The 25,126-nt window shown below is 60.6% G+C and carries 27 protein-coding genes; 8 read left to right on the forward strand and 19 right to left on the reverse strand.

The features are described 5' to 3' along the window. Window positions 1–9: 9 nt before the first annotated feature. The 6 genes from ureC to J7412_RS03590 are packed head-to-tail and all read right to left on the reverse strand — an operon-like array spanning window position 10 to window position 4,245. Entirely contained in the window at window positions 10–1,749 is a 1,740-nt protein-coding gene (ureC, locus tag J7412_RS03565; protein ID WP_209077151.1) for an urease subunit alpha, read from the reverse strand. A gap of 52 nt (window positions 1,750–1,801) precedes the next feature. Further along, window positions 1,802–2,512: a hypothetical protein gene (locus J7412_RS03570; RefSeq protein WP_209077153.1), complete on the reverse strand. Its 711-nt coding sequence runs from the start codon at window positions 2,510–2,512 to the stop codon at window positions 1,802–1,804. A 21-nt stretch (window positions 2,513–2,533) separates the two neighbouring features. Beyond that, window positions 2,534–2,842, reverse strand: coding sequence for an urease subunit beta (locus tag J7412_RS03575; RefSeq protein ID WP_209059558.1), 309 nt, complete (start codon window positions 2,840–2,842; stop codon window positions 2,534–2,536). Next, window positions 2,839–3,006: a peptidase M23 gene (locus tag J7412_RS03580; RefSeq protein ID WP_209077155.1), complete on the reverse strand. Its 168-nt coding sequence runs from the start codon at window positions 3,004–3,006 to the stop codon at window positions 2,839–2,841. The genes J7412_RS03575 and J7412_RS03580 overlap by 4 nt, the downstream gene beginning before the upstream one ends. A 20-nt stretch (window positions 3,007–3,026) precedes the next feature. Next, window positions 3,027–3,329: an urease subunit gamma gene (locus J7412_RS03585; protein ID WP_209077157.1), complete on the reverse strand. Its 303-nt coding sequence runs from the start codon at window positions 3,327–3,329 to the stop codon at window positions 3,027–3,029. Between the two features lie 4 nt (window positions 3,330–3,333). Further along, a complete protein-coding gene (locus tag J7412_RS03590; RefSeq protein ID WP_209077160.1) occupies window positions 3,334–4,245 on the reverse strand; it encodes an urease accessory protein UreD in 912 nt (303 codons plus the stop codon). 280 nt (window positions 4,246–4,525) lie between these two features. On the opposite strand from J7412_RS03590, the gene rpe reads away from it, so the two are divergent. After that, complete coding sequence (gene rpe, locus J7412_RS03595) at window positions 4,526–5,215, forward strand: ribulose-phosphate 3-epimerase (protein ID WP_209077161.1); 690 nt, start codon at window positions 4,526–4,528, stop codon at window positions 5,213–5,215. A 161-nt stretch (window positions 5,216–5,376) separates the two neighbouring features. Here the strand turns inward: rpe and J7412_RS03600 are convergent, their stop codons facing one another. After that, window positions 5,377–5,820 carry an Lrp/AsnC family transcriptional regulator gene (locus J7412_RS03600; RefSeq protein ID WP_209077162.1) on the reverse strand — a complete coding sequence of 148 codons (444 nt, stop codon included), beginning with the start codon at window positions 5,818–5,820 and terminating at the stop codon, window positions 5,377–5,379. A 133-nt stretch (window positions 5,821–5,953) separates the two neighbouring features. Between J7412_RS03600 and J7412_RS03605 the strand changes: the two genes are divergently transcribed. After that, entirely contained in the window at window positions 5,954–6,574 is a 621-nt protein-coding gene (locus J7412_RS03605; protein ID WP_209077163.1) for a LysE family translocator, read from the forward strand. A 157-nt stretch (window positions 6,575–6,731) separates the two neighbouring features. On the opposite strand, the gene J7412_RS03610 is transcribed toward J7412_RS03605, so the two are convergent. Continuing rightward, complete coding sequence (locus J7412_RS03610) at window positions 6,732–7,256, reverse strand: SH3 domain-containing protein (protein WP_209060255.1); 525 nt, start codon at window positions 7,254–7,256, stop codon at window positions 6,732–6,734. A gap of 110 nt (window positions 7,257–7,366) precedes the next feature. Between J7412_RS03610 and J7412_RS03615 the strand changes: the two genes are divergently transcribed. From J7412_RS03615 to J7412_RS03630, 4 genes are all read left to right on the forward strand, one after another. Continuing rightward, window positions 7,367–8,353 (forward strand): D-glycerate dehydrogenase, encoded by a 987-nt coding sequence (locus J7412_RS03615; protein WP_209077164.1) that lies wholly within the window; start codon window positions 7,367–7,369, stop codon window positions 8,351–8,353. A gap of 18 nt (window positions 8,354–8,371) precedes the next feature. Next, window positions 8,372–8,923 (forward strand): RNA 2',3'-cyclic phosphodiesterase, encoded by a 552-nt coding sequence (gene thpR, locus J7412_RS03620; protein WP_209077165.1) that lies wholly within the window; start codon window positions 8,372–8,374, stop codon window positions 8,921–8,923. An 80-nt stretch (window positions 8,924–9,003) separates the two neighbouring features. Then, the gene (gene ggt, locus J7412_RS03625; RefSeq protein WP_209077166.1) at window positions 9,004–10,785 is read left to right on the forward strand and encodes a gamma-glutamyltransferase; all 1,782 of its coding nucleotides are present in this window, start codon (window positions 9,004–9,006) and stop codon (window positions 10,783–10,785) included. A 64-nt stretch (window positions 10,786–10,849) separates the two neighbouring features. Continuing rightward, window positions 10,850–12,247 (forward strand): FAD-linked oxidase C-terminal domain-containing protein, encoded by a 1,398-nt coding sequence (locus tag J7412_RS03630; RefSeq protein WP_209077167.1) that lies wholly within the window; start codon window positions 10,850–10,852, stop codon window positions 12,245–12,247. A 579-nt stretch (window positions 12,248–12,826) separates the two neighbouring features. On the opposite strand, the gene J7412_RS03635 is transcribed toward J7412_RS03630, so the two are convergent. Together J7412_RS03635 and J7412_RS03640 are read right to left on the reverse strand one after the other, a co-directional pair. Then, on the reverse strand, window positions 12,827–13,408 hold the full coding sequence (locus tag J7412_RS03635; protein ID WP_209077168.1) for an antibiotic biosynthesis monooxygenase: 582 nt from the start codon (window positions 13,406–13,408) through the stop codon (window positions 12,827–12,829). A gap of 172 nt (window positions 13,409–13,580) precedes the next feature. After that, window positions 13,581–14,528, reverse strand: coding sequence for an oxidoreductase (locus tag J7412_RS03640; RefSeq protein ID WP_209077169.1), 948 nt, complete (start codon window positions 14,526–14,528; stop codon window positions 13,581–13,583). A gap of 161 nt (window positions 14,529–14,689) precedes the next feature. Between J7412_RS03640 and J7412_RS03645 the strand changes: the two genes are divergently transcribed. Further along, the gene (locus J7412_RS03645; protein WP_209077170.1) at window positions 14,690–15,583 is read left to right on the forward strand and encodes an AraC family transcriptional regulator; all 894 of its coding nucleotides are present in this window, start codon (window positions 14,690–14,692) and stop codon (window positions 15,581–15,583) included. A 106-nt stretch (window positions 15,584–15,689) separates the two neighbouring features. On the opposite strand, the gene panB is transcribed toward J7412_RS03645, so the two are convergent. Both panB and panC read right to left on the reverse strand, forming a co-directional pair. Then, the gene (panB, locus tag J7412_RS03650; protein ID WP_209077171.1) at window positions 15,690–16,499 is read right to left on the reverse strand and encodes a 3-methyl-2-oxobutanoate hydroxymethyltransferase; all 810 of its coding nucleotides are present in this window, start codon (window positions 16,497–16,499) and stop codon (window positions 15,690–15,692) included. Next, window positions 16,496–17,344, reverse strand: a complete 849-nt coding sequence (gene panC, locus J7412_RS03655; protein WP_209077172.1) for a pantoate--beta-alanine ligase — start codon at window positions 17,342–17,344, stop codon at window positions 16,496–16,498. The genes panB and panC overlap by 4 nt, the downstream gene beginning before the upstream one ends. Before the next feature lie 443 nt (window positions 17,345–17,787). Between panC and J7412_RS03660 the strand changes: the two genes are divergently transcribed. After that, window positions 17,788–20,295, forward strand: coding sequence for an FAD-dependent oxidoreductase (locus tag J7412_RS03660; protein WP_209077173.1), 2,508 nt, complete (start codon window positions 17,788–17,790; stop codon window positions 20,293–20,295). Window positions 20,296–20,378: 83 nt separating this feature from the next. Here the strand turns inward: J7412_RS03660 and J7412_RS03665 are convergent, their stop codons facing one another. From J7412_RS03665 to J7412_RS03695, 7 genes are all read right to left on the reverse strand, one after another. After that, on the reverse strand, window positions 20,379–20,777 hold the full coding sequence (locus J7412_RS03665; protein ID WP_209077174.1) for an EF-hand domain-containing protein: 399 nt from the start codon (window positions 20,775–20,777) through the stop codon (window positions 20,379–20,381). A gap of 59 nt (window positions 20,778–20,836) precedes the next feature. After that, window positions 20,837–21,175 carry a carboxymuconolactone decarboxylase family protein gene (locus tag J7412_RS03670; protein WP_209077175.1) on the reverse strand — a complete coding sequence of 113 codons (339 nt, stop codon included), beginning with the start codon at window positions 21,173–21,175 and terminating at the stop codon, window positions 20,837–20,839. Window positions 21,176–21,274: 99 nt separating this feature from the next. Then, window positions 21,275–21,934 carry a DUF938 domain-containing protein gene (locus J7412_RS03675; RefSeq protein WP_209077176.1) on the reverse strand — a complete coding sequence of 220 codons (660 nt, stop codon included), beginning with the start codon at window positions 21,932–21,934 and terminating at the stop codon, window positions 21,275–21,277. After that, window positions 21,919–23,010: an FAD-dependent oxidoreductase gene (locus J7412_RS03680; RefSeq protein ID WP_209077177.1), complete on the reverse strand. Its 1,092-nt coding sequence runs from the start codon at window positions 23,008–23,010 to the stop codon at window positions 21,919–21,921. Before J7412_RS03680 ends, J7412_RS03675 begins: the two co-directional genes overlap by 16 nt. Next, complete coding sequence (locus J7412_RS03685) at window positions 23,007–23,945, reverse strand: aldo/keto reductase (RefSeq protein WP_209077178.1); 939 nt, start codon at window positions 23,943–23,945, stop codon at window positions 23,007–23,009. Before J7412_RS03685 ends, J7412_RS03680 begins: the two co-directional genes overlap by 4 nt. A 108-nt stretch (window positions 23,946–24,053) precedes the next feature. Then, window positions 24,054–24,644 carry an NAD(P)H-dependent oxidoreductase gene (locus J7412_RS03690; protein ID WP_209077179.1) on the reverse strand — a complete coding sequence of 197 codons (591 nt, stop codon included), beginning with the start codon at window positions 24,642–24,644 and terminating at the stop codon, window positions 24,054–24,056. Window positions 24,645–24,838: 194 nt separating this feature from the next. Beyond that, window positions 24,839–25,012: a hypothetical protein gene (locus J7412_RS03695; RefSeq protein ID WP_209059628.1), complete on the reverse strand. Its 174-nt coding sequence runs from the start codon at window positions 25,010–25,012 to the stop codon at window positions 24,839–24,841. Window positions 25,013–25,126 lie beyond the last annotated feature (114 nt).

Here is a 25,126-nt window from a genome sequence, read left to right on the forward strand (position 1 = left end):
GGCCTCCGGTCAGAACATAAAGTACCGCTGTGCCATGGGCAGCACCTCGGCAGGCTGACAGGTCAGAAGTTCGCCGTCGGCGCGCACCTCGTAAGTCTCTGGATTGACTTCGATTTCCGGGGTGGCGGCGTTCAGTTTCAGATCCGACTTGCCAATCTTGCGGGTATTCTGAACCGCGATGGTTTGTTTTGCCAAGCCCAGTGACGCACCGACGTTTTCCGCTTGTGCCGCTTCTGACACAAACACCACAGCGGCGTTTTCCACGGCGCGGCCATAGGCGCCAAACATCGGGCGGGAGTAGACCGGCTGGGGCGTTGGGATGGAGGCGTTGGGATCGCCCATCTGGGCGCAGACAATCGAGCCGCCAATCAGCACCATTTCAGGCTTCACGCCAAAGAAGGCCGGGTTCCACAGCACGAGATCGGCGCGTTTGCCTTCCTCAATGGAGCCGATTTGATGGGCGATGCCATGGGCGATGGCGGGGTTGATCGTGTATTTTGCGATGTAGCGGCGGACGCGGAAGTTGTCATTTTCGCCGGTCTCTTCAGCAAGGCGGCCGCGCTGTTTCTTCATTTTGTCAGCGGTCTGCCATGTGCGGATCAGCACTTCGCCGACGCGGCCCATGGCCTGGCTATCGGACGCGATGATCGAGAACGCGCCCATGTCGTGCAGGATGTCTTCAGCGGCAATGGTTTCGCGCCGGATGCGGCTTTCGGCAAAGGCCACGTCCTCGGGGATGGATTTATCGAGATGGTGACAGACCATGAGCATGTCGAGATGCTCATCCACCGTGTTCACGGTGAAGGGCCGTGTGGGGTTGGTGGAGGAGGGCAGCACATGCTCTTCGCCACAGATCTTGATGATGTCCGGGGCGTGGCCGCCGCCTGCGCCTTCGGTGTGGAAGGCGTGGATGGTGCGGCCTTTCATGGCGGCGACGGTGTTTTCGACAAAGCCGCTTTCGTTGAGCGTGTCGGTGTGGATCATCACCTGCACGTCCATGGCATCCGCCACCGAGAGGCAGCAATCAATCGCGGCGGGCGTCGTGCCCCAGTCTTCGTGCAGTTTGAGCGCGCAGGCACCAGCCTTCACTTGCTCTTCGATGGCCGCAGGCAGCGAGGCGTTGCCCTTCCCTGCAAAGGCGAGGTTCATCGGGAAGGCGTCAGCGGATTGCAGCATACGGCCAATGTGCCATGGGCCGGGGGTGCAGGTGGTGGCCAGCGTGCCATGGGCCGGGCCGGTGCCGCCGCCGAGCATGGTGGTGAGGCCGGAGTGCAGCGCATCCTCGATCTGCTGCGGACAGATGTAGTGGATGTGGCTGTCAAAACCGCCTGCGGTGAGGATTTTGCCCTCTCCTGCGATGGCCTCGGTGCCGGGGCCGACGATGATGTCCACCCCCGGCTGGGTGTCGGGGTTGCCTGCCTTGCCGATCTTGGCGATGCGCCCATCCTTAAGGCCCACGTCGGCTTTGTAGATGCCGGTGTGATCCACGATCAGCGCGTTGGTGATGACCGTGTCCACAGCGCCATCGGCGCGGGTGGTCTGGGCCTGCCCCATACCGTCGCGGATCACCTTGCCGCCGCCGAATTTGACCTCTTCTCCGTAACTCAGCGCATTGCCGTTGCCTGCTTTCTCGGCGGTGAGATCCCGCTCCACCTCGATCACAAGATCGGTGTCAGCGAGGCGCAGCTTGTCACCCACGGTGGGGCCAAACATGGCGGCATAGTCGGAGCGGGAAATTTTGGCTGGCATTTAAGGACGTCTCTGTTGGTTGCGCAGAGGACGGGCGGGACCCGTCTCTGGATTACTTTTTGGGTTTTGAAGCCTGCGGCATGGTCGGAGGCTTGGAAGGCTGGCGTTTGGGTTTGCGCGTCGGCGCTGGTGGCTGTGCCTGTGTCGCTGAAGGCTCGGCGCTGGGCGTTGCGGTTTTGGCCGCGGGTGCGGGTTTGGCCTTGGGCGCGGCTGTTTTGGGCTCTGCGGTTTTGGCCACCGTTGGTTTGGCGACAGCTTTGGCGGCTGCAGGTTTGGTTGTGGCGGCCTTGGCAGTAGGCGGGTTTGCGGTCTTCGCCGTCTTGGTGGCGGGCTTGGCTTTTGGCGCGGGCTTGGCCTTTGGTGTTTCCGGCGCGGCGGTCTTGGCGAGTTTTGGCGCAGGTGATGTCGCGACATTGGCGCTGGTTGTTTTGAAGCTCGGCTCCGTGGGCGCGGGCTTGGCGGCTGCGCGTGATGCTGGGCGGGTGGTCTTCGCTTTGGGTTTGGTCGCGGTGCTGGCTTTGCGGCGGGGCGGGCGTTTGGCGGCAGGTTTGGTCACCGGGACCGGCTTGGCCACCTCGGCGGCAGGCGGTGCGGCGAAAGGTGCAGACACCTCTGAGACGGAATCCGGGCGGCGCAGGCCCATGGAGGTCATCATGGCCTTGGTCATGGCATGAGAGGTGCGCATGTTGCGCTCCATCATGCGCGACATGAAGATAAACCCGTTCAGTGAGGCCGTGATAGAGCCCATGGCAAGTGTCTGCATCAAAATCTCCTTGGGGTTATGTCATGAGAGGGGCCCCATGACTTTCTGATTAAATCCGTAAATGCGGCGGGCGCCTGAAACCGGGATGAGGTTCACTTCGCGGCGTTGGCCCGGCTCAAAGCGCACGGCGGTGCCGGCGGCGATGTCCAGACGCAGGCCGTGGGCGGCGGCGCGGTCAAATTCCAGAGCCGGATTGGTTTCGGCAAAGTGGTAGTGGCTGCCCACCTGAATGGGGCGGTCGCCGGTGTTGGCCACCATGAGGGTGGTGACTTCGGCGTGTTCGTTCAGGGTGAGTTCGCCCTCTGCGGGGATCAGTTCGCCGGGGATCATTTTTTCTTCCACATGAAAAGGCCAAACGCGCCAACAGCGAGGGATCCCAGAAGCAGGGGCAGCCAGATCGGGTGGTCCGCATGGGGATGCAGGTGTGCGCCAGAATGGGCGACAGCAGGTGATGCGCTTGCGGCAGCGAGGGCGGTGACGGCAAAACGTTGCATGATGGGTCTTTCTGTTTTGGTCAGCGGATCGGATTGTGGACGGTGACGAGCTTGGTGCCATCGGGGAAAGTGGCCTCCACCTGCACCTCATGGATCATCTCGGGGATGCCCTCCATGCACTGCTCACGCGTGATGACCTGCGCGCCGGATTGCATGAGGTCGGCCACGGAGCGGCCGTCCCGTGCGCCTTCGACAACGGCGTCGGTGATCAGGGCAATGGCCTCTGGGTGGTTCAGCTTTACGCCGCGCGCGAGGCGCTTGCGGGCGACCTCGGCCGCCATGGCGATCAGCAGTTTGTCCTTTTCGCGGGGAGTCAGTTGCATGTGGTCAGAGCATCCATGTTCGGGGAATATCAGCGCCGTGCAGAAGCGTGAGCGCGGGAATGAGGGATTGGCGCAGGGCGTGGCCGTCTTCGGCCAGAATGCGCGCAAAGAGGAGGCCGTCGCGGATCACGCTGGCCCCTGCCGTGGCGGGCAGCAGGGCGCGCAGGGCGTCCAGATGGCGGGCCGCATCCGGAGCGACCAGCAAAAGCGTGGCCATGGCGCGGGCACCGCCTGCGATGGTGGGGCGGTCAAGCTGCGCCTGAATATTGCCGCTGAGTTTGATCCGGTCTGCAAACAGCAGCTTCTCTCCACGGGTCAAGGTGATGCGGTCAAAGATGTCGGCTTTGCGCACGGTTTCGCCCATGGCGGTGCGGCCGAAGATCAGCGGCTCCACCATCAGGAAACGCGCGGTTTCATGCATGTCGACGGTCAGGTTGCGGGAAATTGAAGCACCGTCAAACAGGATGGTTTCCTGTGGCAGCCAATCGAGTTGGCTGTTCTCAGACAGGGTGAGCGTGCTGTCCAGCTGGCCGGGCTTTGCGTCGATGCTGCGATACGCCCGCTCTGCGGCCTGGGTGGTCACGGTGAGATGGCTGCCCGTGCCTGCGGCGGCGGCAACGGAAAAACGGTCGCCTCCGGTGATGCCGCCTGCGGTGTTGAGCAGAACCGCCTGAAGCGCCTTGGTGCGGCCGCGTGCGTAATTGGCGTGTGGAAACAGGACGCGGCTGGAGCCGGACAGGCGCAGATCATCCAGAACGGAGCTGCCTTCGCGCAGTTTGCTGCGGATGTCGGCACTGCCTTGCGCGCGCGGCTGCTGCTGCGTGGGCGGCAGGGCGGGCTCTGGGCGTGATATGGGTGTCAGCGCGGTGATGGCACTCTCCGGTCTTTCGGCAGGGAATTTGCCTTTGACTCGCATCGGTTGCGCCGGGCGGAAAGTGAGACTGCCCGATTTTTGAGCGCATTTGTGTGGTGCGTGCAATTTTTGCGCTAACTGAAAACCTAAGATGAAAAATTAGGCGGATTGTGAACTTTGCGGCGCAGATGCCAATTCGATTGAAATTTGCCCTCTGTCTCGCCATTTTGCCGCCAGTTTCGAATCGCCCTCAGAAGGGGCGATGTCGCCATTTTGCGCGGTCTGACAACACGCCTGACCCCGCAGCCCTTCAGATCCCGGCGTGGCCGGAGAGGAGCCAGATATGAGCTTTGATCGCAAGATTAAGATCGCCCCATCCATCCTGTCAGCGGATTTTGCCAACTTTGGCGCGGAGATCCGCGCGATTGAGGATCAGGGCGCGGATTGGGTGCATGTGGATGTGATGGATGGCCATTTTGTGCCGAACCTGACGTTTGGCCCGCCCGCCGTGAAAGCGTTCCGTCCGCATGTCAAAACCTTCATGGATGTGCATCTGATGATCGCGCCGGTGGACCCTTATATCGAGGCCTATGCCGAGGCCGGTGCCGATATGATCACCGCCCATGTGGAGGCAGGTCCGCATATTCACCGCACGTTGCAGGCGATCAAAGCGCAGGGGGTGAAGGCCGGTGTGAGCCTCAACCCCGGCACGCCGCTGGAGAGCATCGAGCATGTGATGGATCTGGTGGATATGGTGCTGATCATGACCGTGAACCCCGGTTTTGGCGGGCAGAAGTTCATCCACTCCGGCGTCGAGAAAACACGCCGCTGCCGCGAGATGATCGGGGATCGCGAGATCCACATTCAGATCGACGGCGGCGTGACCACGGAAACCGCGCCTCTGGTGGCCGCGGCCGGTGCCGATGTGCTGGTGGCAGGCTCTGCCGTGTTCAAAGGCGGCTCTGTCGATCAGGCGCAGGTCTACGGCGACAACATCCGCGCCATCCGCGCAGCGGCAGAGGCGGCGCAGTAAGCGCGCGCAATGAGTGCCTGTTGAGCGTCATGGAAGTGTGGCGCTCGACGGGAGGCTTTTTTAGGCCGTCAGGCGGCGGTGTTTGGTTTGGTGGTTGCGAAGGTAGGTGCGTGGGACAAAGCGCCAATTTGCTACGCTGGTCGCCAATGCCTGCTTCGGCTCTAAAACGGTGGGGGCCGCATTCTGACGGGGCTGGATTTTACAATCGAAGTATTGGTTGTTGCCATCCGCCCGAAGGTTTCAAGAAGTGGATCCAGTTCACCAATATCTTTCAACAGCACGCGGGCCACAAACCCGTCCTCACCCGTAACCTTATCGCACTGCACGATCCGATCCGTATCCTGAATCTGTTGCTCAAGCATATGGCGCTTTCCCGGCAACGGTCGAAATCTGACGACAGCTTCAAGAGCATACCCTAGGGCTGCCGGTGCAACTTCAACTGAGAACCCTTGTACAATACCTCTGTCCTGCAATCGCCGGACCCGATCACGGATCGTTGGAGAAGAGACCCCCACATCAGCGGCAAGGTCTTTCCAACTGATGCGCGCATCATCTACCAACGCGTTGAGAATAGAGCGATCAAGGTCATCTACAATTTCTTCCATTTAAATGCAGGTACCAGAAAGTACCTCCTATTTCACGCCTAAAACCATCCATCTGCTTTCTTTTCAGAAAGCACATCTCTGCATTCACGCTCTATTTTTGCATGCCAATGACTGCAGAAATTTGAGAACGATAATGAACTGGGCACTTTGGGTATCTTTTGCGACTATCTCCGCCGTGAACATCGTTACACCGGGACCGGCGAACCTGAATACGGTGCGGCGCGCAATGCAGTTGGGCATGTTCCAGGTTGCGCCCACGATACTTGGCAATGCGCTGGGCCTGGCCGTAGGCGGAGCCATCTGTGCAGCGGGCATCACGTCCTTTGTGATGGCGTCAGATTTGCTCTGGTTCCTTTTCCAGTGGGTGGGTGTGGCGTATCTGGCTTGGCTTGGCGTCAAACTCTTGATTAGGAAAGAAACGCTGTCTTTGAATTCTCAGACTGACGTAACGGTTCCAGCTCGCGCCCTTTTTTTGGAGGCGTTTCTACTGGCAGTCACCAATCCCAAAGCACTGCTGTTCTATATGGCGCTGTTCCCACAGATTTTGAACCCGGAGCGGGGATTGGCGTCACAAGCGAGCATTCTCATTCTGACCTATTGTGGTCTGTCCATTCTATCACTCAGCACCTATTCGACGCTCGCGCATTTTTTCAGGAGCCGTTTCATGACGCAGACGCGGTATAACAGGTTCCGACAAATCTCCGGCGTCATCCTGATTGGTTTTGCTGCCAAGCTGTTAATGAACATACGATAGCGTAGTGAAGTTTGTATTGTTTATCTTGCTCCGCAAGCTTTGGAGCATAGGTTTCGCCGCCATGAAGTCAGCCGGACAAGCCGCCGCTGGTCCAAAGTGCAGCACCCGTCGCTTTGGCCTCATTGATGGCATATGCAGCAGCGCAACAGCGGGCAGATCAGTCGCGGATTTCCTCGGCTGAGACGCCCCAAAGGTCGGATTTCTGGACCCAGCCTTTGTAGCCGCCGGCCTTCAGGCGGCACCAGTCCGGATTGCATTCTTCAAGTTTCGCGATCACGCCCAGCTCAAGATGCGCGGCGGCCTGTGTTTCGGCTTCCGGGCGGATGGCGAGCGGCAGCATGTCTTTCTGGACAATCACAGTGCGCACGCCGGACAGAAGCGAGTAATGCACCCAGCCGCCCGCGCCTTCGATGTCGCGCACGCGGCGCCAGTGGCCATATTCGGCGGTGATCTGAAGCGGCATGGATTTGCGGGTGAAAACCCAGTCGATCCGGTGCGTGCGCGAGGGGCCGCGCCGCACGTTGGCCTTGCTGGCTTTCAAAGACACATAGCGCGGCAAAGGCAGGTTGGTCACCGGCCCGCGCTTTTGGTCGGCTTGTACTTCTGCCGCAACGGAATTTGTGAGCGCCAACAGCAAAGCTGCGGCCAAGCTCACAAGAGATTTTCGACCCAAGGTGAACATTTTGCCTGTTATTTTCTGCATTGAAGGTGCGGAGGGGTTCTTGTGCCCCGCTGGCCTGTGTTGCACTGTGACATCAACAGGCTGATTTGGAAAGCATTGGGAGGCATCGAATGCCAAAGCAACGTCTGAGTGTTGTCGTAACGCGACGTCTGCCAGAAGCGGTTGAGACACGGCTGTCGGAGCTGTTTGATGTGCGGTTGCGGGAGGATGACGCCCCGATGAGCCGCGAGGAACTGGCGGCGGCCATGAAGGACGCGGATGTACTTGTGCCAACGCTGAGCGACAAGATCGACGCAAATATGATTGCGCAGTCCGGCGAGCGGCTAAAGCTGATTGCCAACTATGGCGCGGGGGTGGACCACATTGATGTGGCCTCGGCCCGTCAGCGTGGTGTTCTGGTCTCCAACACGCCGGGTGTGTCGGCGGATGACACGGCGGATATGGCGCTGGCGCTGATCCTTGGTGTGACCCGCCGCGTGAGCGAAGGTGTGCAGCGCATGCAGTCGGGTGCGTGGGACGGCTGGGCCCCCACCACGCTGCTGGGTGGCCGGGTGAGCGGCAAGCGGCTGGGCATTCTGGGCATGGGCCGCATCGGCACGGCTGTGGCGCGGCGTGCGCATGCCTGTGGCATGCAGATCCACTATCACAACCGCCGCCGCCTGCGCCCTGAAATCGAAGAGCAATATGAGGCGACCTATTGGGAGAGCCTCGATCAGATGCTGGCGCGTATGGATGTGATTTCCGTGAATTGCCCGCATACGCCATCGACTTTCCATTTGCTGAACGCGCGTCGGTTGAAGCTGATGAAGCCCTCCTCTGTCATCATCAACACCTCCCGTGGGGAAGTGATTGACGAGAACGCCATGGTGCGGGCGCTGAAGAACGGCGATCTCGCCGGTGCGGGGCTCGACGTGTATGAGCATGGCCATGAGGTGCATCCCGATCTGCGCGGTGTGCCTAATGTGGTGCTGATGCCGCATATGGGCTCGGCCACCGTGGAAGGGCGCATTGAGATGGGCGAGAAAGTCCTGATCAATATCAAGACCTTTGACGACGGCCACCGCCCACCGGATCTGGTTGTGCCAGCGATGCTGTAAGCGGGCGGCCCTGACCCCATGCGCGCCTTTGTTGGCATACCGCTGGATGGCCCTGAAGAAGACCGCCTGCTGGATATGCAGGACCGTTTGGCCGTTGGCACCCCCGTGCCTGTGGCCAATTTGCATGTGACGCTGGCCTTTCTGGATGATCAGCCGGTGGCGCAGCTTGAGATGCTGCATGAAGAGCTGGAGATGATCCGCGCGCCGGGCTTTGAGATGACCCTCAAGGGCATCGACATCGTGGGCGGCGCGAAAAGCCGCTGTCTGGCGCTGTTGGTGGCGCCCGATCCGGCGCTGATGGAGTTGCAAGCCGATGTGGTCCGCGCCGCGCGGCGGGTGGGCATGAAAATCGAGAAGCGCCGCTTTCGTCCGCATGTGACGCTCAGCCGGTTTCGCGATGGGCAGCATGCGCCGGAGAAAATCCAAGGTGCGATTTCGCGCGGCGCGCATTACGATATGTGGCCAGTCACCGTGTCTGAATTTGAGCTCTATCGCTCGCATCTGACCTCGGAGGGCGCGCAGTATGAGGTTCTCAGCGATTATCCGCTGTTGGTGATGCCGCCGCTCTGACCTAAGCTGTCCTTAGGTGGATCGCTCGGGATTTTGAGAGCGAGAATTGGCCTTTTGGTTTCCGAGTTAGGGAGAGTGGAATGAAGCGTTTTTCATTAAGTGTTTCAGTGGCTTGCCTGATGGCAAGCATGAGTTTGGCGCAGGAGGCGGCGGACAGTATTGCGCCGGAGGGGGCGACTCAGCTTGGCGGGCAAATCCCCGAAGCCTTGATGGCGGCGCAGCAGGCCAAGGAGGCAGGCAGCCCCACATCGGCGGAAAATTGGATGGTCGCGGCGGCCAATCCGCTGGCGGTTGAGGCGGGCGCAGATGTGCTGCGCGCCGGGGGCTCTGCGGCGGATGCCATGGTGGCTGTGCAATCGGTGCTGGGGCTGGTGGAGCCGCAAAGCTCTGGCCTTGGCGGCGGCGCGTTTCTGGTCTGGTATGATGCTGAGAGCGGCACGGTGACCACGCTCGATGGGCGGGAGAAAGCGCCGATTGCGGCCACACCGAAGCTGTTTCTGGATGAGACCGGCGAGCGCATGAAGTTCTTTGATGCGGTGGTTGGTGGGCGCTCTGTCGGGGTGCCGGGCACGCCGATGCTGATGGAAGAAGCGCATCGCCGCTGGGGGCGCAGCGCCTGGCCCGGCCTGCTTGAGGCCGCGATTGGCCATGCGGAAAACGGCTTTGCGGTTTCCCCACGCCTTGCTGGCGCGGTGGCCAAAGACGCGGAGCGACTCTCAAGCCATCCGACCACGGCGGCTTATTTCCTGCCCGGTGGCGCGCCACTGGCGGAAGGCAGTGTTTTGCAGAACGCAGATTATGCAGAGAGCCTGCGCCTGATGGCGGAGCATGGCGCGGATCCGTTTTATACGGGCGAGATCGCCACGGATATTGTTGCGACGGTGCGCAGCGCTGACAATCCCGGTGTGCTGAGCACGGTGGATATGGCGCTTTATCAGGTGAAAGAGCGCGATGCGGTCTGTGTGGAGTATCGCGACCATGATGTCTGTGGCATGGGGCCGCCCTCTTCGGGCGCGCTGACCGTGGGGCAGATCCTTGGGCTGGTTGGGTCTTATGACATGGCGGGCATGGGGCCGGAGAGTGCGGATGCCTGGCGGCTGATCGGGGATGCCTCGCGTTTGGCCTTTGCCGACCGTGGGCGTTACATGGCGGACAGTGATTTTGTGCCGGTGCCCACCGCGGGACTGGTGGCGCCAGACTATCTGGCGGCGCGGGCAGAGTTGCTCGCGGGTGACAAGGCGCTGGAAAGCGTGGCTCCGGGCACGCCGGAATTTGACCATGCGCTGAACTGGGGCGACGGGCAGACCTTTGGGCAGCCCTCCACATCCCACATCTCGATTGTGGACAGCTATGGCAACGCATTGTCGATGACCACCACCATTGAGAACGGCTTTGGCAGCCGGGTGATGGCGCGGGGCTATCTGCTCAACAATGAGCTGACCGATTTCTCCTTCCGCTCCCACAATGACGGCGTGCCGGTGGCCAACCGTGTTGAGCCGGGCAAACGCCCGCGTTCGTCCATGGCGCCGACGATTGTGCTGAAAGACGACAAGCCAGTGTTGGTGATTGGCAGCCCGGGCGGCAGCCGGATCATCGGCTATGTGGCCAAGACCATCATTGCCCATATGGATTGGGGAATGGATGTGCAGGCGGCGATTGATCTGCCGCATCTGGTGAACCGTTTTGGCACCTATGACGTGGAAGAAGGCACCTCGGCGGCTGATTTTGAGGCCCCTCTGACGCAGATGGGCTTTGAGGTGAATGTGCGTGGGCTGAACTCTGGCTTGCATGCCATCGCAATTGGTGATGGGTTGCAGGGCGGGGCGGACAACCGCCGCGAAGGGGTGGCCTATGGCGAATAAGCGCATCTGAGCAAAGGGCTCTGCGTTTGCCTGTGGCCCGGTGCGAGCTGCAAAGGGGAGAGGCATGGCAAACGCAGAGGTTTTGGAGCGCAATGAGACGGGTATTGCGGCAGCGCTTGGGGTGCTGAAGCAGCAGTTCGGCGAGGCCTTTCAGACCGGCCAAGCCATGCGCGAACAACATGGCCACACCACCACTTGGCTGCCCAACCAAGCGCCGGATGTGGTGATCTTTGCCAAATCGACTGAGCAGGTCTCCGCCATTGTGAAAACCTGCGCCACCCATAAGGTGCCGGTGATCGCCTATGGCACGGGCACCTCGCTTGAGGGGCACGTGAATGCGCCGGCGGGCGGCGTGTGCATCGACCTCACAGAGATGAGCCGGATCGTCGCCGTGAATGATCAGGATCTGGATTGCGTGGTGCAGCCCGGTGTGACCCGCGAGCAGCTCAACACCCATCTGCGGGACCGCGGCCTGTTTTTCCCGATTGATCCGGGGGCCAATGCTTCGCTGGGCGGGATGGCCTCCACCCGTGCAAGCGGCACCAATGCGGTGCGCTATGGCACGATGAAAGACAATATTCTGGCGCTGGAGGTGGTGCTGCCGTCAGGTGAGGTGATCCGCACCGGCACCCGGGCGAAGAAATCGAGTGCAGGCTATGACCTCACGCGCCTGATGGTGGGGGCAGAGGGTACCTTGGGCATCATCACCGAGATCACGTTGAAATTGCAGGGCATTCCAGAAGCCATGTCCTCCGCCCGCTGCTCGTTTGAGAGCGTGGATGCGGCCTGTCAGGCGGTGATGGCCACCATTCAATACGGCATTCCGGTGGCGCGGATCGAGCTGTTGGATGCGATGAGCGTGAAGGCGGCCAATGCCTATTCCAAGCTCGATCTGCCGGAAACGCCGCTGTTGCTTTTGGAGTTCCACGGCTCAGAGACTGGCGTGGCCGAGCAGGCAGAGATGTTTGGCGCCATCGCTGAGGAGATGGGCGGCACAGGCTTTGAATGGACCACAAAGGCCGAGGACCGCACCAAGCTCTGGCAGGCGCGCCACGATATGTATTGGGCCTCGCTGCAGCTGCGCCCCGGCGCAAAAGGCGTGTCCACCGATGTCTGCGTGCCGATTTCACGGCTGGCGGAATGTGTCACGGCGGCCTCTGAAAAAGCGGCAGAGCTTGGCCTGCTGGCCCCGATTGTGGGTCATGTGGGCGACGGCAATTTCCACACGCTGCCGCTCATTGACATGGAGAATGCCGAGGAGGTCGCCAAGGCGGAGGGCTTTGTCAGCTGGCTCAATGATCTGGCGATTTCCATGGGCGGCACCTGCACGGGCGAGCATGGCATCGGGCAGGGCAAGAAGCCCTACCTGCGCAAAGAGCTTGGCGGCACGGTCGATGTGATGGCCGCAGTGAAAGCCGCGATTGACCCGGATGGGATTATGAACCCGGGGAAGATTTTCTGAGGGTGTTGGAAGGGGATAGGGGTTAGGCTTGGTTGACCAAACTTTACGCGCGCGCGGCTTGCATCAGGCATTCGCTAGGCATAGGTCAAAGTCATGTGGATTTGGCATTTTAGAGGCTACAAAGTCCTTTTTTGGGCCGCTGTCTTGTACACGGTGATTTTGGCCGGGAGCGTTTACGCAAAAGGCGAACTGAGACAAGAGCAGCACTTCAGTTGCGCATTAGCTGATCCCAGCGGAGAACCGTTTAACATAGGCGTCAATGCAGTTTCAGAGTCGGAGATTTCTCTTGAAATCAATGGCACGAAAGTTTCTGGTCTCTTCGTGCCAAACCTATCGTCACCGATCAATAACTTCGCATTCGCGACTTCAATTGTCGGACAGGTTTACACCTTAATAATTCACACAGCCCCATTTCTTCCGCACCCAGATGGATATGATGCCCAAACCCCTCCTGCGAGCCTTACAATTCATAGCTCTGATCTTCCGCTTGAACCCCAAGTAAAGGTCTTCGTCGGTCACTGCACCTTATCGTAGAGACATTGCAAATGGAGCGGGCAATACCCGCTCCGGCCCTTGCGACTAGCTCTTTTTGCGGAACAGCCAGGCTTTAAGCAGCATGGTGATCACGGGCATGATCAGGTAGGTCATGGCGAGCACCTGAATGGTGACGATGATCAGGGTTTGTGACCAGCGTGGCAGGCCTGTCATGACGGGGCCGAGCAAGAGCTGAAGCGCGTAGACAAGGGCAAAGATCACGGCAATCAGGACAACCGCCATCTTGTGGCGCGGTGGTTGCGCGGGGCGGGGGGCTTCGGGCAGGTCAAACCAGACTTCAAGGCCCGTGGCGCTTTCGCGGTCGGGTTCGCCGTCGGTGATCCCCTCCAGCTTGGCGATCCACTCGGTGCGCACAGGGGAGTTTTCCCAGGCGGTGGCGTGCTCGTAGGTGTCAAAGCGGTAGATCACCACATAACGCCCGCCGGTTTGCTCGGAGGGGCGCAGAATGTTGATGCCTTGCTGGCCCTCAAAATGGGAGGCCACTTCGGAAATGCCGCGGATCCACTCCTCATAGGCCGCCTCACGCCCGGGCAGGATGCGGCGATAGACCGAGATTGTGACAGGAGGATTTTGCGCATTTGAACGGGGAGGGATGTGATCGGCCATGGTGTCTAACTACCTGTCCTTGAGACGCTGTCGGAGCGGGGGTCTGTGCGAAATCGAGCCACACATCTGGTCTCTTTTGCGGTGTCAAACAAATCTAACGTTGCGTCTTGGCCGGGCAGGAGGGCGCCACGATTGGTCTCCTGCCCTGATACGTTGCAGAGAGGCTTTGGGGTTACAACACCCAGGAAAAGCCCGTCGCCTGTTCCGACACGTCCCACAATTTGACCATGACAGGTTTGTCATAAGCATGGGCGTTGAGTGTGCCTTTGCCGACAGGGCCGACAAATTCCATGCGACCGGTGGGGCCGTAGAGCGCGCGCTGTTGCAGGTCTGGTTCGGTGGCGCACATGAGTTCGGGGAATGCGCCCTGTTCCGCGGTCTGAACCATCGGGGATTTGGTCATCAACCACCAGATCGCGCGGGTCAAAACACCGCCGCTGGTGCTGATCAGCGAGGTGGCGGAGGAGCCGGGGTGACACACATAGACTTCGACCGATCTGCCAGCGGTGGCAATGCGATCCTGTAATTCATAAGCAAACATCATCTGTGCCAGCTTGGATTGGCTGTAGGCAGGGTTGGCGCTGTAGTTTTTGTCCCAGTTGAGATCGTCAAACTGGATCGTTTTCAGGCCCATATTGTAGCCAAGGCTTGAAACCACCACGATCCGTCCTTTGGTCTTTTCGATCCGGTCAAACAGCATCCCGCACAGCACGAAATGGCCAAAGTGATTGGTGCCAAGCTGGCTTTCAAAACCGTCGACGGTCAGCTTTTGGCGCGGCACCTGTGCGATGGCTGCGTTGCAGATCAGCGCGTCGATCCGGGGCACGGTTTGCAGGATTTCCTTGGCGGCTGCGCGCACGCTTGCAAGCTCAGAGAGGTCCATGGGCACAAAGCTGATATCGGCGGTGGGGCCAAACTCCTGCTTCAATGCGCTGATGGCGGCGGTTGATTTCTCGGGGTTGCGGTTCAGCATCACCACCTTTGCGCCTTTGGAGAGAAGGATGCGGGAGGCCTGAAACCCGACACCGGCATTGCCTCCGGTGATCACATAGGTTTTGCCGGTTTGCGGGCCGAGCCGTTCCGGTGTCCAGCCTTGGGGGCCAAAAGTGGTGTCGGGCATGATGTGTCTCCTTAAAGCTTCAAGTCGCTTGATGCGATGTGTGTCCTCAAGTTGCAGATAACTCTCGTCTAGCGGCCCAAATAGGCGTGTTTGTCTTGAATGCTTGCCTGATTGTCTCAATGCGGTTGTCATGGCCGATTGAGCGGCGTTAGATCGGTCACATGAGCCAAAAAGCGATCAAACACCTCATTGCGGCACGCACGGAGCGGGATGGGCTGACGGAAACCGGCATTGCCGGGGTGCGTCTGTTTCGTGCCACTTGTGAGATCCCATGTGTCCCAGCGGTTTATGAACCCTGTGTGGTGGCCATCGTCAGCGGTGCGAAAGAGGCTGTGCTGGACGGCCAGAGATACCTTTATGATAAGCGCCAATACCTGTGCTGCCCGATGTCGATGCCGGTGAAAGCAGGCACCCCGATGGCGTCGCCGGAGCGGCCGCTTTACGGTGTTCTAATCGCGCTTGATCAGCGCCGGATGACCGAAATGTCGATGGAGATGGAAACAGCCGGAGAGCTGCTTTCGCCAATGAAAGGCGACATGCGGGCGCAGGGGATCCGGCTGGCGGCGTGGGATGTGGCCTTTACCGAAGCTTTGCAACGGCTCTTGGAACTGGGGCGCAGTCAAACGGATACGGCTGTTCTGGGGGAGCCGCGGCTGCGGGAGTTGTATTACGCGATATTGAAGGGGGAGGCGGGTGTTTTTGCGCGGCAGGCCTTTGGGGCTGGCAATGCGATTGCGCGGTCGATTGCCCATGTGTCCTCGCATCTGGATGCGCCGATTTCGATTGACGATATGGCGACCCGCGCGGGCATGAGCCGGGCCGTGTTTCACCGCAAGTTCAAGCAGGTCACGACCATGGCGCCGATCCAGTTTGTGAAGTCCATGCGCCTGAGCAATGCGGCCATGAAGATCGCCAGCGGTGTGGCCGTCAATGAGGCGGCGATGGATGTGGGCTATGTCAGCCCGTCGCAATTCAGTCGCGAGTTCAAGCGGATGTACGGGCAATCCCCAAGGCAATGGGGCGATGCTCAGCAAAGCCATTTGGGGGCTTCCTGAGCGCGGGTCTCCGTCTAAGAGCGCGACATAATTCAGAATGCTGGTGCGTGGCGCGCGAAAAACCAAGCCCCGACGCAGAGGTCGGGGCTTTGTCTTGGTATTTGGATCACCGATAGACCTCATCCTCGCCGGGGAAGCTGCGGTCTTTGACTTCTGCGGCGTATCGGCTCACGGCGCGTTCGATGGCGGGGCCGAGGTCGCCGTAGACTTTCACGAATTTTGGCGTCCATTCGTTCAGGCCGAGCATGTCCTCAAGCACGAGGATCTGGCCGTCACACTCGGAGGAAGCGCCGATGCCGATGGTGGGGATGGCGATCTGTTTGGTGATCTTGGCGGCCAGCGGCTCGACCATGCCCTCGAGCACAATGGCAAAGGCACCGGCCTCGGCCACGGCGCGGGCGTCTTCTTCGTGGATCGCCCAGCTGTCTTCATCGCGGCCCTGAGTCTTAAAGCCGCCCATGACGTTTGAGGATTGTGGGGTGAGGCCGATGTGGGCCATCACTGGAATCCCGCGCTCGGTCAGGAAGCGGATGGTTTCGGCCATGCGTTTGCCGCCCTCAAGCTTCACCGCGCCACATTGGGTCTCTTTCATGATCTTGGCGGCATTGCGGAAGGCCACGGCGGGGCTTTCCTCATAGGTGCCAAAGGGCATGTCCACCACCACAAGCGCCTTCTGGGTGCCGCGCACCACGGCTTTGCCGTGCATGATCATCAGGTCGAGCGGCACGCCGACGGTGCTTTCCATGCCGTGCATGACCATGCCAAGGCTGTCGCCGACCAGAATGAAGTCTGCGTATTTGTCCACGATCGCGGCGGTGTGTGCGTGATAGGAGGTCAGCGAGACAATCGGCTCGCCGCCTTTGCGCGCGGCAATCTGAGGGACGGTGGTGCGGCGGATCTGGGTCTGTTTGCTCATGGGGTCACTACTCTTTGGTCAATCAGAAGAATGTCGCCAAAGGCAACGGAGATCATGATGGCGGTGGGGCCGGTGAGCGGCCCGGTGAGGGTATTGAGCGTTTCGGCGGCCACGATGTCCAGCCCCTTAAGGGCGGCGCGGGGCTCAGCTGAAATTGTGTCGGCGATGGCGGCCTGCAGCTCTGCAACCGTGCCTGTGCCCTTTGCGGCCACGGCCTCAGCCGCATCCAGCGCGCGTGACAGCACCAGCGCGGCGGCGCGGTCTTCTGGCGACAGGCGCACGTTGCGCGAAGACATGGCGAGCCCGTCGGCTTCGCGCACGGTGGGCGCGCCGATGATCTGCACGGGCATGTGAAGGTCCGCGACCATGCGCTTGATGACCTGAAGCTGCTGGTAGTCTTTCTCGCCAAAGACAGCCACATCCGGTTGCACGATGTTAAACAGCCTTGCAACCACGGTGGTCACGCCGCGGAAGTGGCCGGGGCGGACTTCGCCGTGCAGCATATTGGCGAGGCGAGTGGTTTCCACGATGGTTTCATCGCCGGAAGGGTACATGGTCTCCACCTCCGGCAGGAAGACCACAGCGACGCCGGCCTCTTTGAGCAGGGCGAGGTCGCGCTCCACATCCCGTGGATAGGCGTCCAGATCGGCGGCTTCGCCAAACTGGGTGGGGTTCACGAAAATCGACACGGCAATGGCGTCGGCGTGGGCTTGGGCGGTTTTGATAAGGCTCATGTGGCCTGCGTGCAGGTAGCCCATGGTGGGCACCATACCGACGCTTTGGCCATTTTGGCGCAGCCCTGCGATCGCTTGGCGGCATTCCGAAACTGAGCGGCAGATCAGCATACTGGTCTGTCTCCATTTAAGGTGGGGAGGGTGTAGCGATGCTGCGGGTGCACAGCAAGGGGTTTAGGGGCAGGATGTATTAATCTTGTATCTGTGGTTGCTCAGTTTTTGTTCCTGACAAGGCACGGGCCGCCTGAAATAGTGGTTCTCTTTCATAGGTCTGTAACGCAGCTCAGGGGCAAAAGCTGAGCAATCCTTGGGACATTCGAAATGCGGCAAAGCCACAGCCTTGAGCGCTTGAAATTGGATCCACCAGTTCCGACGCGCTCAAAACAGCGGCTTTATTGCCTTTCGAATGCCACAGATGCAAAATCAATGCATCCTGACCCTAACCAATACGCCACGTCGCATTCGCACAATATTGCGTCGGCTGGACCGAGAGATTCGTGGCCAATCGTTTAGACTCAGCGAAAATCATTCTTCTGCGGGGAGTCGCCTGTCTTATGAAAACGAATGTCAAAGCGCTGGTAGTGGGCGGTGGTGCCGTCGGTACCTCGATTGCATATCACCTGGCCAAAGCGGGCTGGGACGATGTGATGCTGATCGAGCGGGACGAGCTGACCTCTGGCTCGACCTGGCACGCAGCTGGCCTGCTGCCGCTGTTCAACATGTCCTATGCGACAACACATATCCACCAGTACTCGGTCGACTTCTACAAGACACTGGAAGAAGAGACCGGCCTGAACGCGGGCTTTGCGGTTGTGGGCAACCTGCGTATGGCGCAGACTCAAGAGCGTATGGACGAGTACATGCTCTATGCTTCCACCGCGGAAACCTGCGGCGTGGCATATGAGTGGCTGACACCGGATCAGATCAAAGAGCGCTGGCCGCTGATCGAAACCGGCGACCTGAAAGGCGCTATCTACCACACCGAAGACGGCTATATTAACCCGGCTGACGTGACCCAGGCGATGGCCAAAGGTGCCCGCCAGCGTGGTGTGGAAATTCATCGTAAGCTTCAGGCCGATGCCTTCCACTGGACCGGCACGCATTGGGAAGTCACCTGCACCAAGATGGTGGAAAAGGGCGGCAACCTGATTGAATCCGACGAACAGGTGGTGATCACTGCCGAGCACGTTGTGACCGCGTCGGGCAACCACGCACAGCGCACAGCAAAGATGCTGGGCATCAAGATGCCAGCGATCCCGGTGGAGCACACCTTCATCGTGATGGATCAGGACCCTGAGCTGGTCAAATGGCGTGAAGCGGGCAACCCTGAGCACCCTGTTGTGCGGGACGCCGACAACGAATCCTATGCACGTGAAGAGCGTGGCGGCTGGATCCTCGGCATCTACGAAAAAGGCGCACCTGCGCGCTTTGAGCACGGTGTGCCAGACAGCTTCCGTGCGGACCTGTTCCCGCTGGATCTCGACCGGATTGCGGATCAGTACATGGCGATGGCCGAGCGTGTGCCCTCCTGTGCCGAATCCGGCCTGAAAGACGACTTCAACGGCCCAATCTGCTACACCCCAGACGGCAACCCGCTTGTGGGTCCGGCACCGGGTCTGCGCAACATGTGGCTGGCAGAAGGCTTCTCCTTCGGCATCACCGCGGCAGGCGGCACCGGTTACTACCTCGCACAGATGATGGTGGACGGCGAAGCCGACATCGACATGGCGAGCCTCGACCCGAAGCGGTATTCCTCCAACTGGATGACCACCGAGTTTGCGGCACGCAAGAACGAAGAGTGCTATGAGCACGTCTACATCCTGCACCACCCAGATGAAGAGCGTCCGGCATGTCGCCCGCTGCGCACCTCGCCTGCCTTTGACCGCCAGAAAGAAAAAGGCGCGCAATTTGGCTGGGTGAACGGCTGGGAACGTCCGAACTACTACGGCCCAGTGGATGCGCCATCGAACTTTGACGAGGAAAACCGCTCCTTCCGCCGTGGTGGCTGGTGGCAGTATGCCGTGGATGAGGCCAAAGCGATCCGTGAAGGTGTTGGCCTGATCGACGCAACCGCCTTTACCAAACACGTTGTCAAAGGCCCCGGTGCGACCCAGTTCCTTGACTGGTTCACCTGTAACAAGCTGCCAAAGGTCGGTCGTATCAACCTGACCTATGCGCTGACCGCAGCAGGCACCACCCGCACCGAATACACCATCGTGCGCAACGGCGAGAACAACTACTACATCGTCTCCGCAGGCGCCTGGACCGAATATGACGCAGACTTCCTGCGCAAAGCGGCCGAGGACAAGATGGAAGAGTTCGGCTACATCGAAATCCAAGACGTCACCACTCAGTGGGGTGTGTTCGCGATTGCCGGGCCAAAATCCCGCGATGTGCTGAAGAAGGTCATCAGCGACGCCGATCCAAGCTCCGCGCTGTCCAACAAGCGCTTCCCTTGGCTGTCTGCGCGCCAGATCGAGCTGGGCATGTGCCCTGTGAACGCGATCCGTGTGGCCTACACCGGTGAGCTTGGCTGGGAACTCCACCATCCGATCGAGATGCAGAACTACCTCTGGGATCTGCTGGTCGACGCGGGTGCGGAGTTTGACATGAAGCTGGTTGGCGCCCGTGCGCAGAACTGGCTGCGTCAGGAGAAATCCTACCGTGCGTTTGGCACCGAGCTGGGCCGCGATGCGACTCCGGCAGAGGCGGACCTGCCGCGCTTTATCGACCTGTCCAAGGAGTTCCACGGCAAGGCCGAAATGGAAGCCAAGGGCGTGCGCTTCAAATGCTGCACCATGCTGATCGACGGGCCGGAAGATGCGGATCCTTGGGGCCGTGAAGTGCTCTACACCCCAGAAGGTGAGCGCGTTGGCCGTCTGACCTCCGGTGGCTACTCCGTGGCCTTCGAGAAATCCATCGGCATGGGCTATGTGAAGCCTGAGCTGGCGGTGGAAGGCACCAAGCTGAAAGTGAAGATGCAGGACAAGCTGTGGGATGCGGTTGTGACTTGTGACAGCCCATATGATCCGAAGAACGAAACCATTCGGAAAGACGGCTAAGCCCACTTACGAAACAAGAAACGCCCCGCAGATTTGCGGGGCGTTTTTCTTTGGTCGGGGCGGTGCGAAACCGCGCGTGGCGCTTAATATTCGCCTTTGGTGATCACGCCGTCACCGTCTTTGTCGATGCTGGAGAACCATTCACGCAGGCGGGTGTTCATCTCGTCACGGGTGACCATGCCGTCCAGATTGAGGTCGGTGGTCGCGCGGCTCAGCCCCTGCACGGCGCGGTTGGACAGCGAGGTTGGATGGGCCTCGGCCTCTTTGGCGCGGGCCTCGTCAAAGGCGCTGTATTCGGCGTTGTCGAGCTTGCCGTCCTGATTGGCATCAAAGGCCTCAAAAGTGCGTTTGCGCATCTCTTCCATCTCAGCCCAGGTGATGGTACCATCCGCGTCCAGATCCCAATCGTCAGAGGCGAGGGCGGGGGAGGCTGCAGCGAGCCCAAGCGAGAGCAGGGCGGAACAAATCAGAGATGTGCGCATTGGAGATCCAATCATTTTAGCTATGGTTGTGTGCACCTTAGGGCGTGGCGCACGGGATGTCAGCCTGCGGAAAGCTCTTCAAAGCATTCCAGTGCCTTGCCCGCGTACATCATGGCCGGACCGCCGCCCATCTGGATCGCCATTGCGAGCACATCTGCGACTTCTTCCTTGGTGGCACCGGCGTTGACCAGTGCAGCGCAGTGCAGAGAAATGCAGGGTTCGCAGCGGCTGACCACAGCCATGCCGAGGGCGACAAATTCTTTGGTTTTATAGTCCAGAACACCGCCTTCCTTGACGGATTTGCCCAATGCGCCAAAGGCTTTGGCGGTGTCGGGGACGGTTTTGTTCAACCCGCGCAATTGGCTGCGGGTGGCTGCGAGTTTTTCGTTCCAGCTCATGGTGGCTCCTTCTCTCAATGGCGCCACCATATTCCGATTTTTGAATGTAAAATTGACCGAGATCAAACAGCCGCCACGTCAGTCCAGTTTTTCCTGCGATTACAGAGGTTTCTTTTGTTGCAGCAGCAGGTTGTTGGCGGGCATCTCGGTCAGGGTGCCTTTGGAAAGCCCGTGTGAGGCGGCATAGGCATCGACGTCGGTGTCGGATTTGTACCCGATCTCCGGGTCCTGTGCGCGCAGGTCTGCATCAAAGCGCTGATCGCCCTCGCTGACCAGCACACCATCGCGTTTGAAAGGGCCGTAGATCAGCAGCTGACCGCCCGGGGCCAGCGCTTTGGCGGCTTCGGCAATCAGGGTCTGTGCTTCCGCTGTGCTGATCAGATGCAAAAGATTGCTGAGCAGGATCACATCTGGTGCGCCGACCTGCGCCGCCCAGCCGGGGGCGGTGGCGTCCAGATCCTGAGGGGCGGCGAGATTCGTGAGGCTGCTTTCGTCCACATAGGCCTGAATGCTGGCGCGGCGGGTGGCGTCGATTTCGGTTGGGCGCCATGTGAGCGCCGGGAAGGCTTCGGCATAGGCGGCGATGTGCTGTCCGGTGCCGCTGGCGATTTCAAGAACCTCGCCCTCTGCGGGCAGGAGGTCTTTCAACGCGTCGATCAGAGGGCTGACATTGCGCGCGGCAGAGGGGGCAAAGAGTTTGCCAGCGGTGTCCGGCGTGGCCACGGAGGCGCTGTCAGGCAGGTTTAGGCGGCGGGGCATCGGGAGAACCTCCTTGGGTCAAGGGCGTTGCGGGTGGCGGTGTCGAGCTCTGAGGGTTGGCCCGCGATCAGATCGGCGATCAGTTGGGAGGCGGCTGGTGCAGACTGGAACCCATAGCCGCCCTGACCGGCGACCCAGATAAAGGCCGCATCATTGCCATCCGGCCCAAGGGCGAGATTGCGATCGGGCGTGAAGCTGCGCAGCCCAGCCCAGCTGGCTTCAAGGCGTGTCACCTCCTCAGAGACAAATTCCTGATATCTGGCAAGGCCTTCGGCCAGCACCATGTCATCGGGCCACGCGTTAAAGGGCGCCATCGGGTCCTCTTCGGCGGGGGAGACAATCAGGCTGCCGGCATCGGGTTTGGCGTACCAGTGTTCATGCACATCCAGCAGCATGGGCCAGTGGCGCAGATCATGGCCTCCGGGGGCGGGTATGCGCGCCATGGAGCGGCGCATCGGGGTGATGCCGAGCGAGGCAATGCCTGCAAGCGCCGCGATCTGATCGGCCCAGGCTCCGGCAGCGTTCAGGAGCAGTTTGGCCTCATAGGTTTCTCCCTCCGTGATCACCTGCCAGCCTGATTTGGTGCGCGTGATCCCGGTGACGGTCTGGCCGGTGCGCACCTCCCCGCCATGGGCGCGGCAGGTTTTGGCGCACCATTGCAGCAGGCGATCTGTGTCGATGTCAGAGGCCTCTTCGTGCATGGCTGCGAAGGCTGCGATCTCTGGCCGCAGAATGGGCACCCGCGTGCAGGCGTCTTCTGTGGAGATTGGCGTGGCCTCAAAGCTCTCGCAGGCCTGCTCAAAGGCCGCGCGGTCCTCGGATTTGGCGAGAAACATCACGCCACGGGGGGAGAGGAAGCCCCCGTCTGTTGTGGCAAAGAAATCCGCGCTCGCGCGGCTGAGGGCGACAGTGCTGGGCAGGCCGTAGTTCTGCTCAAACATCGCGGCCGAGCGCCCGGAGGCGTGATAGCCAAGCGCGATCTCCCGTTCAAGAACAAGAGTTTTGCCCATCGGCGCCAGCCGCGCCGCCGCAGAGAGCCCGGCAATGCCGCCGCCGATGATCAGGAAATCAATCATGCCTCCTCAAGCCGGTCGGTGGCGGGCGGCGGTGTGGGTGTCAGCGCGGTGAGCTGTTCATAAAGCGCATTGTCCATGTCAAAGGAGACCGCTGCCAGTGAGGGCGCAAGCTGCGCGGCAGTGCGGGCCGACAGGATCGGGCTGGGTGCGGTGCTGTGGCGCGCGGCCCAGGCCACGGCCAGCGTGGCGGGGTGGACATCGCGCTCAGCGGCGATGGCTGTGAGCTGCGTGGCGGCGGTGTGCATCCAGTCCACACCATAGCGGGCGGCATATCGGCTGTCGGTGCTCAGGCGTCCTGCGCCAGTTTCCGCGCTGTATTTGCCGGTGAGCAGCCCGCCGCCAAGTGGCGAATAGGTGGCCGCAAGGATGCCAAGATCAGCGCACATGGGCAGGATTTCCACCTCCACCTGACGTTTCACGAGACTGTACATCGGTTGCAGCACGTCGATGGATAGGTCTTTTGCTGCGCCGGTCCATGCGGCTTTGACCACCTGCCATGCGGCAAAGTTTGAGAGGCCAACGTATCTGATTTTTCCGGCAGACTTCTGCTCGGCAAAGAACTCGAGGGTCTCTGCAAGCGGGGTCTCCTCATCAAAGCGGTGCAGATAGAGGATATCGACCTGATCAAGCTGCAACCGCTGGCGGGAGAGTTCAAATTGCGCGGCGAGATTGGCCGCGCCTGCGCCGCCGGTGTAGCCCGCCTTGGTGGCGATCACCAGATCGTCGCGGTGGTCCTTGATCAACGCCCCCAGAATTTCCTCTGATTTTCCGGAGGTATAGACATGGGCGGTGTCAAAGTGGTTGATGCCCGCCGCGCGGCAGGCCTCATACATTTCGGCGCTGTCTGTGGCGCTGGCGCCTTCGCCAAATTGCATGGTGCCAAAGGCGAAGCGGCTGATGGGGGTGCCGTTGGGGCTGGTAAGAGGCTGTGTCATGGCGCGACGTTGCCATGGGTTGCGGCGCGGGGGAAGGGCGATTTTGGGCCGGGCATCGCAGCTTTGCTGCCCAGCCCTAAAATGCGCAGGCCCCCACCAGAGCTGTTGTCAATTTTTGCGGATGCTGGCCGGTGCTGGCAGGGTCTGGCCGATGGTGAAACAGCGCTCAAGCAGCATGTCGCGGCGTTGCTCTGAGGCGGAGCTGCCAATGAGCAATTCCAGCCGCCGGGGCAGGGCGCCAAAATCGCCAGCGGCCCCCATCATCCATGTCGTGTCCAGCGCCGGGGCATGGCCTTTGCGCTCCACCCGGTCGCTGCGTGGCCCGGCGGGGACCAGCATTAGGCCGGATTTCAGATGGGAGTCGCGCAGGGTGGGCGCGGTGTTCTGATTGGCGGCGTCGTTGGGCATCCAGACGCGGTTGACCCAGCCTTTCATCTTGGCGGACATGCCCCACCAATAGAGCGGAAACACCAGACAGATCGCATCGGCGCGGGCAACGCGTTCCTGCTCCTGCGCGACATCCTCCGCGCCTTCTTCGGAGATGTCGGCAAGGGACCAGAGCGGATTGAAGTCTTCGGCGTGCAGATCGGCGAGCTCTGTGGTGTGGCCGGCGGATTTGAGACCGGCGATGAAGCGTCTGGCGGCACCGGCTGCGAAACAGGTGGGGGTCGGGTGATCTAATACGGTGAGAACATGCATGGAAAAACTCGCTGTGTGAGACAGGTTTTTGAAGCGACGGCGTGTAAGGGCCTGTGCCGCCCCCGACAGCGAAGGAGAGCCACTGTCGGAGGCGGTGCGGGGCAGCCACGGGAGGCGCTTGGGTTGCGCGAGGGGGGAAGTGTGGCTGCCGGATCGGGGTGTACATAGGGACAGGGATCACCCCGAATGGGATGTCAGAGTGCGAAAGGCACGTGCAGGGCGGCGATCTCGGTGGGGGATGGCAGGCCGGGCGCGCCTGCGGCAGAGCTGCCAAGGCCGAGGATCAGCGCGCCTGCGGTGATGGTGAGGCTGCCACCCAGAGCAGCGAGGGCCAGAGATTTGCCAATTTGCGGAATGGAAAACGTCATGGTTGTATTCCTTTGGTCTGTTTGGCGCGGGGAGGACGCGCGGTTTTGAATGGAACCCGCCGTCTGCGTGGAGGAGCGCTTGGGCGGTGTGTGTCTGATGTGCTCAGAGATACC

Origin of the sequence: Shimia sp. R9_3 (assembly GCF_017743755.1) — a bacterium.
GTDB lineage: Bacteria > Pseudomonadota > Alphaproteobacteria > Rhodobacterales > Rhodobacteraceae > Shimia.

Coding starts and splice junctions, on each gene's coding strand:
- J7412_RS03675 (WP_209077176.1), bottom strand. CDS start 21,934: ATGCCCCGCCGCCTAAACCTGCCTGACAGCGCCTCCGTGGCCACGCCG.
- J7412_RS03685 (WP_209077178.1), bottom strand. CDS start 23,945: ATGACACAGCCTCTTACCAGCCCCAACGGCACCCCCATCAGCCGCTTC.
- J7412_RS03605 (WP_209077163.1), top strand. CDS start 5,954: ATGAACTGGGCACTTTGGGTATCTTTTGCGACTATCTCCGCCGTGAAC.
- J7412_RS03580 (WP_209077155.1), bottom strand. CDS start 3,006: ATGCAACGTTTTGCCGTCACCGCCCTCGCTGCCGCAAGCGCATCACCT.
- J7412_RS03600 (WP_209077162.1), bottom strand. CDS start 5,820: ATGGAAGAAATTGTAGATGACCTTGATCGCTCTATTCTCAACGCGTTG.
- ureC (WP_209077151.1), bottom strand. CDS start 1,749: ATGCCAGCCAAAATTTCCCGCTCCGACTATGCCGCCATGTTTGGCCCC.
- J7412_RS03690 (WP_209077179.1), bottom strand. CDS start 24,644: ATGCATGTTCTCACCGTATTAGATCACCCGACCCCCACCTGTTTCGCA.
- J7412_RS03610 (WP_209060255.1), bottom strand. CDS start 7,256: ATGTTCACCTTGGGTCGAAAATCTCTTGTGAGCTTGGCCGCAGCTTTG.
- J7412_RS03615 (WP_209077164.1), top strand. CDS start 7,367: ATGCCAAAGCAACGTCTGAGTGTTGTCGTAACGCGACGTCTGCCAGAA.
- J7412_RS03645 (WP_209077170.1), top strand. CDS start 14,690: ATGAGCCAAAAAGCGATCAAACACCTCATTGCGGCACGCACGGAGCGG.
- J7412_RS03585 (WP_209077157.1), bottom strand. CDS start 3,329: ATGCAACTGACTCCCCGCGAAAAGGACAAACTGCTGATCGCCATGGCG.
- thpR (WP_209077165.1), top strand. CDS start 8,372: ATGCGCGCCTTTGTTGGCATACCGCTGGATGGCCCTGAAGAAGACCGC.
- panB (WP_209077171.1), bottom strand. CDS start 16,499: ATGAGCAAACAGACCCAGATCCGCCGCACCACCGTCCCTCAGATTGCC.
- rpe (WP_209077161.1), top strand. CDS start 4,526: ATGAGCTTTGATCGCAAGATTAAGATCGCCCCATCCATCCTGTCAGCG.
- J7412_RS03630 (WP_209077167.1), top strand. CDS start 10,850: ATGGCAAACGCAGAGGTTTTGGAGCGCAATGAGACGGGTATTGCGGCA.
- J7412_RS03660 (WP_209077173.1), top strand. CDS start 17,788: ATGAAAACGAATGTCAAAGCGCTGGTAGTGGGCGGTGGTGCCGTCGGT.
- J7412_RS03670 (WP_209077175.1), bottom strand. CDS start 21,175: ATGAGCTGGAACGAAAAACTCGCAGCCACCCGCAGCCAATTGCGCGGG.
- J7412_RS03640 (WP_209077169.1), bottom strand. CDS start 14,528: ATGCCCGACACCACTTTTGGCCCCCAAGGCTGGACACCGGAACGGCTC.
- J7412_RS03665 (WP_209077174.1), bottom strand. CDS start 20,777: ATGCGCACATCTCTGATTTGTTCCGCCCTGCTCTCGCTTGGGCTCGCT.
- J7412_RS03695 (WP_209059628.1), bottom strand. CDS start 25,012: ATGACGTTTTCCATTCCGCAAATTGGCAAATCTCTGGCCCTCGCTGCT.
- panC (WP_209077172.1), bottom strand. CDS start 17,344: ATGCTGATCTGCCGCTCAGTTTCGGAATGCCGCCAAGCGATCGCAGGG.
- ggt (WP_209077166.1), top strand. CDS start 9,004: ATGAAGCGTTTTTCATTAAGTGTTTCAGTGGCTTGCCTGATGGCAAGC.
- J7412_RS03680 (WP_209077177.1), bottom strand. CDS start 23,010: ATGATTGATTTCCTGATCATCGGCGGCGGCATTGCCGGGCTCTCTGCG.
- J7412_RS03635 (WP_209077168.1), bottom strand. CDS start 13,408: ATGGCCGATCACATCCCTCCCCGTTCAAATGCGCAAAATCCTCCTGTC.
- J7412_RS03575 (WP_209059558.1), bottom strand. CDS start 2,842: ATGATCCCCGGCGAACTGATCCCCGCAGAGGGCGAACTCACCCTGAAC.
- J7412_RS03590 (WP_209077160.1), bottom strand. CDS start 4,245: ATGCGAGTCAAAGGCAAATTCCCTGCCGAAAGACCGGAGAGTGCCATC.
- J7412_RS03570 (WP_209077153.1), bottom strand. CDS start 2,512: ATGCAGACACTTGCCATGGGCTCTATCACGGCCTCACTGAACGGGTTT.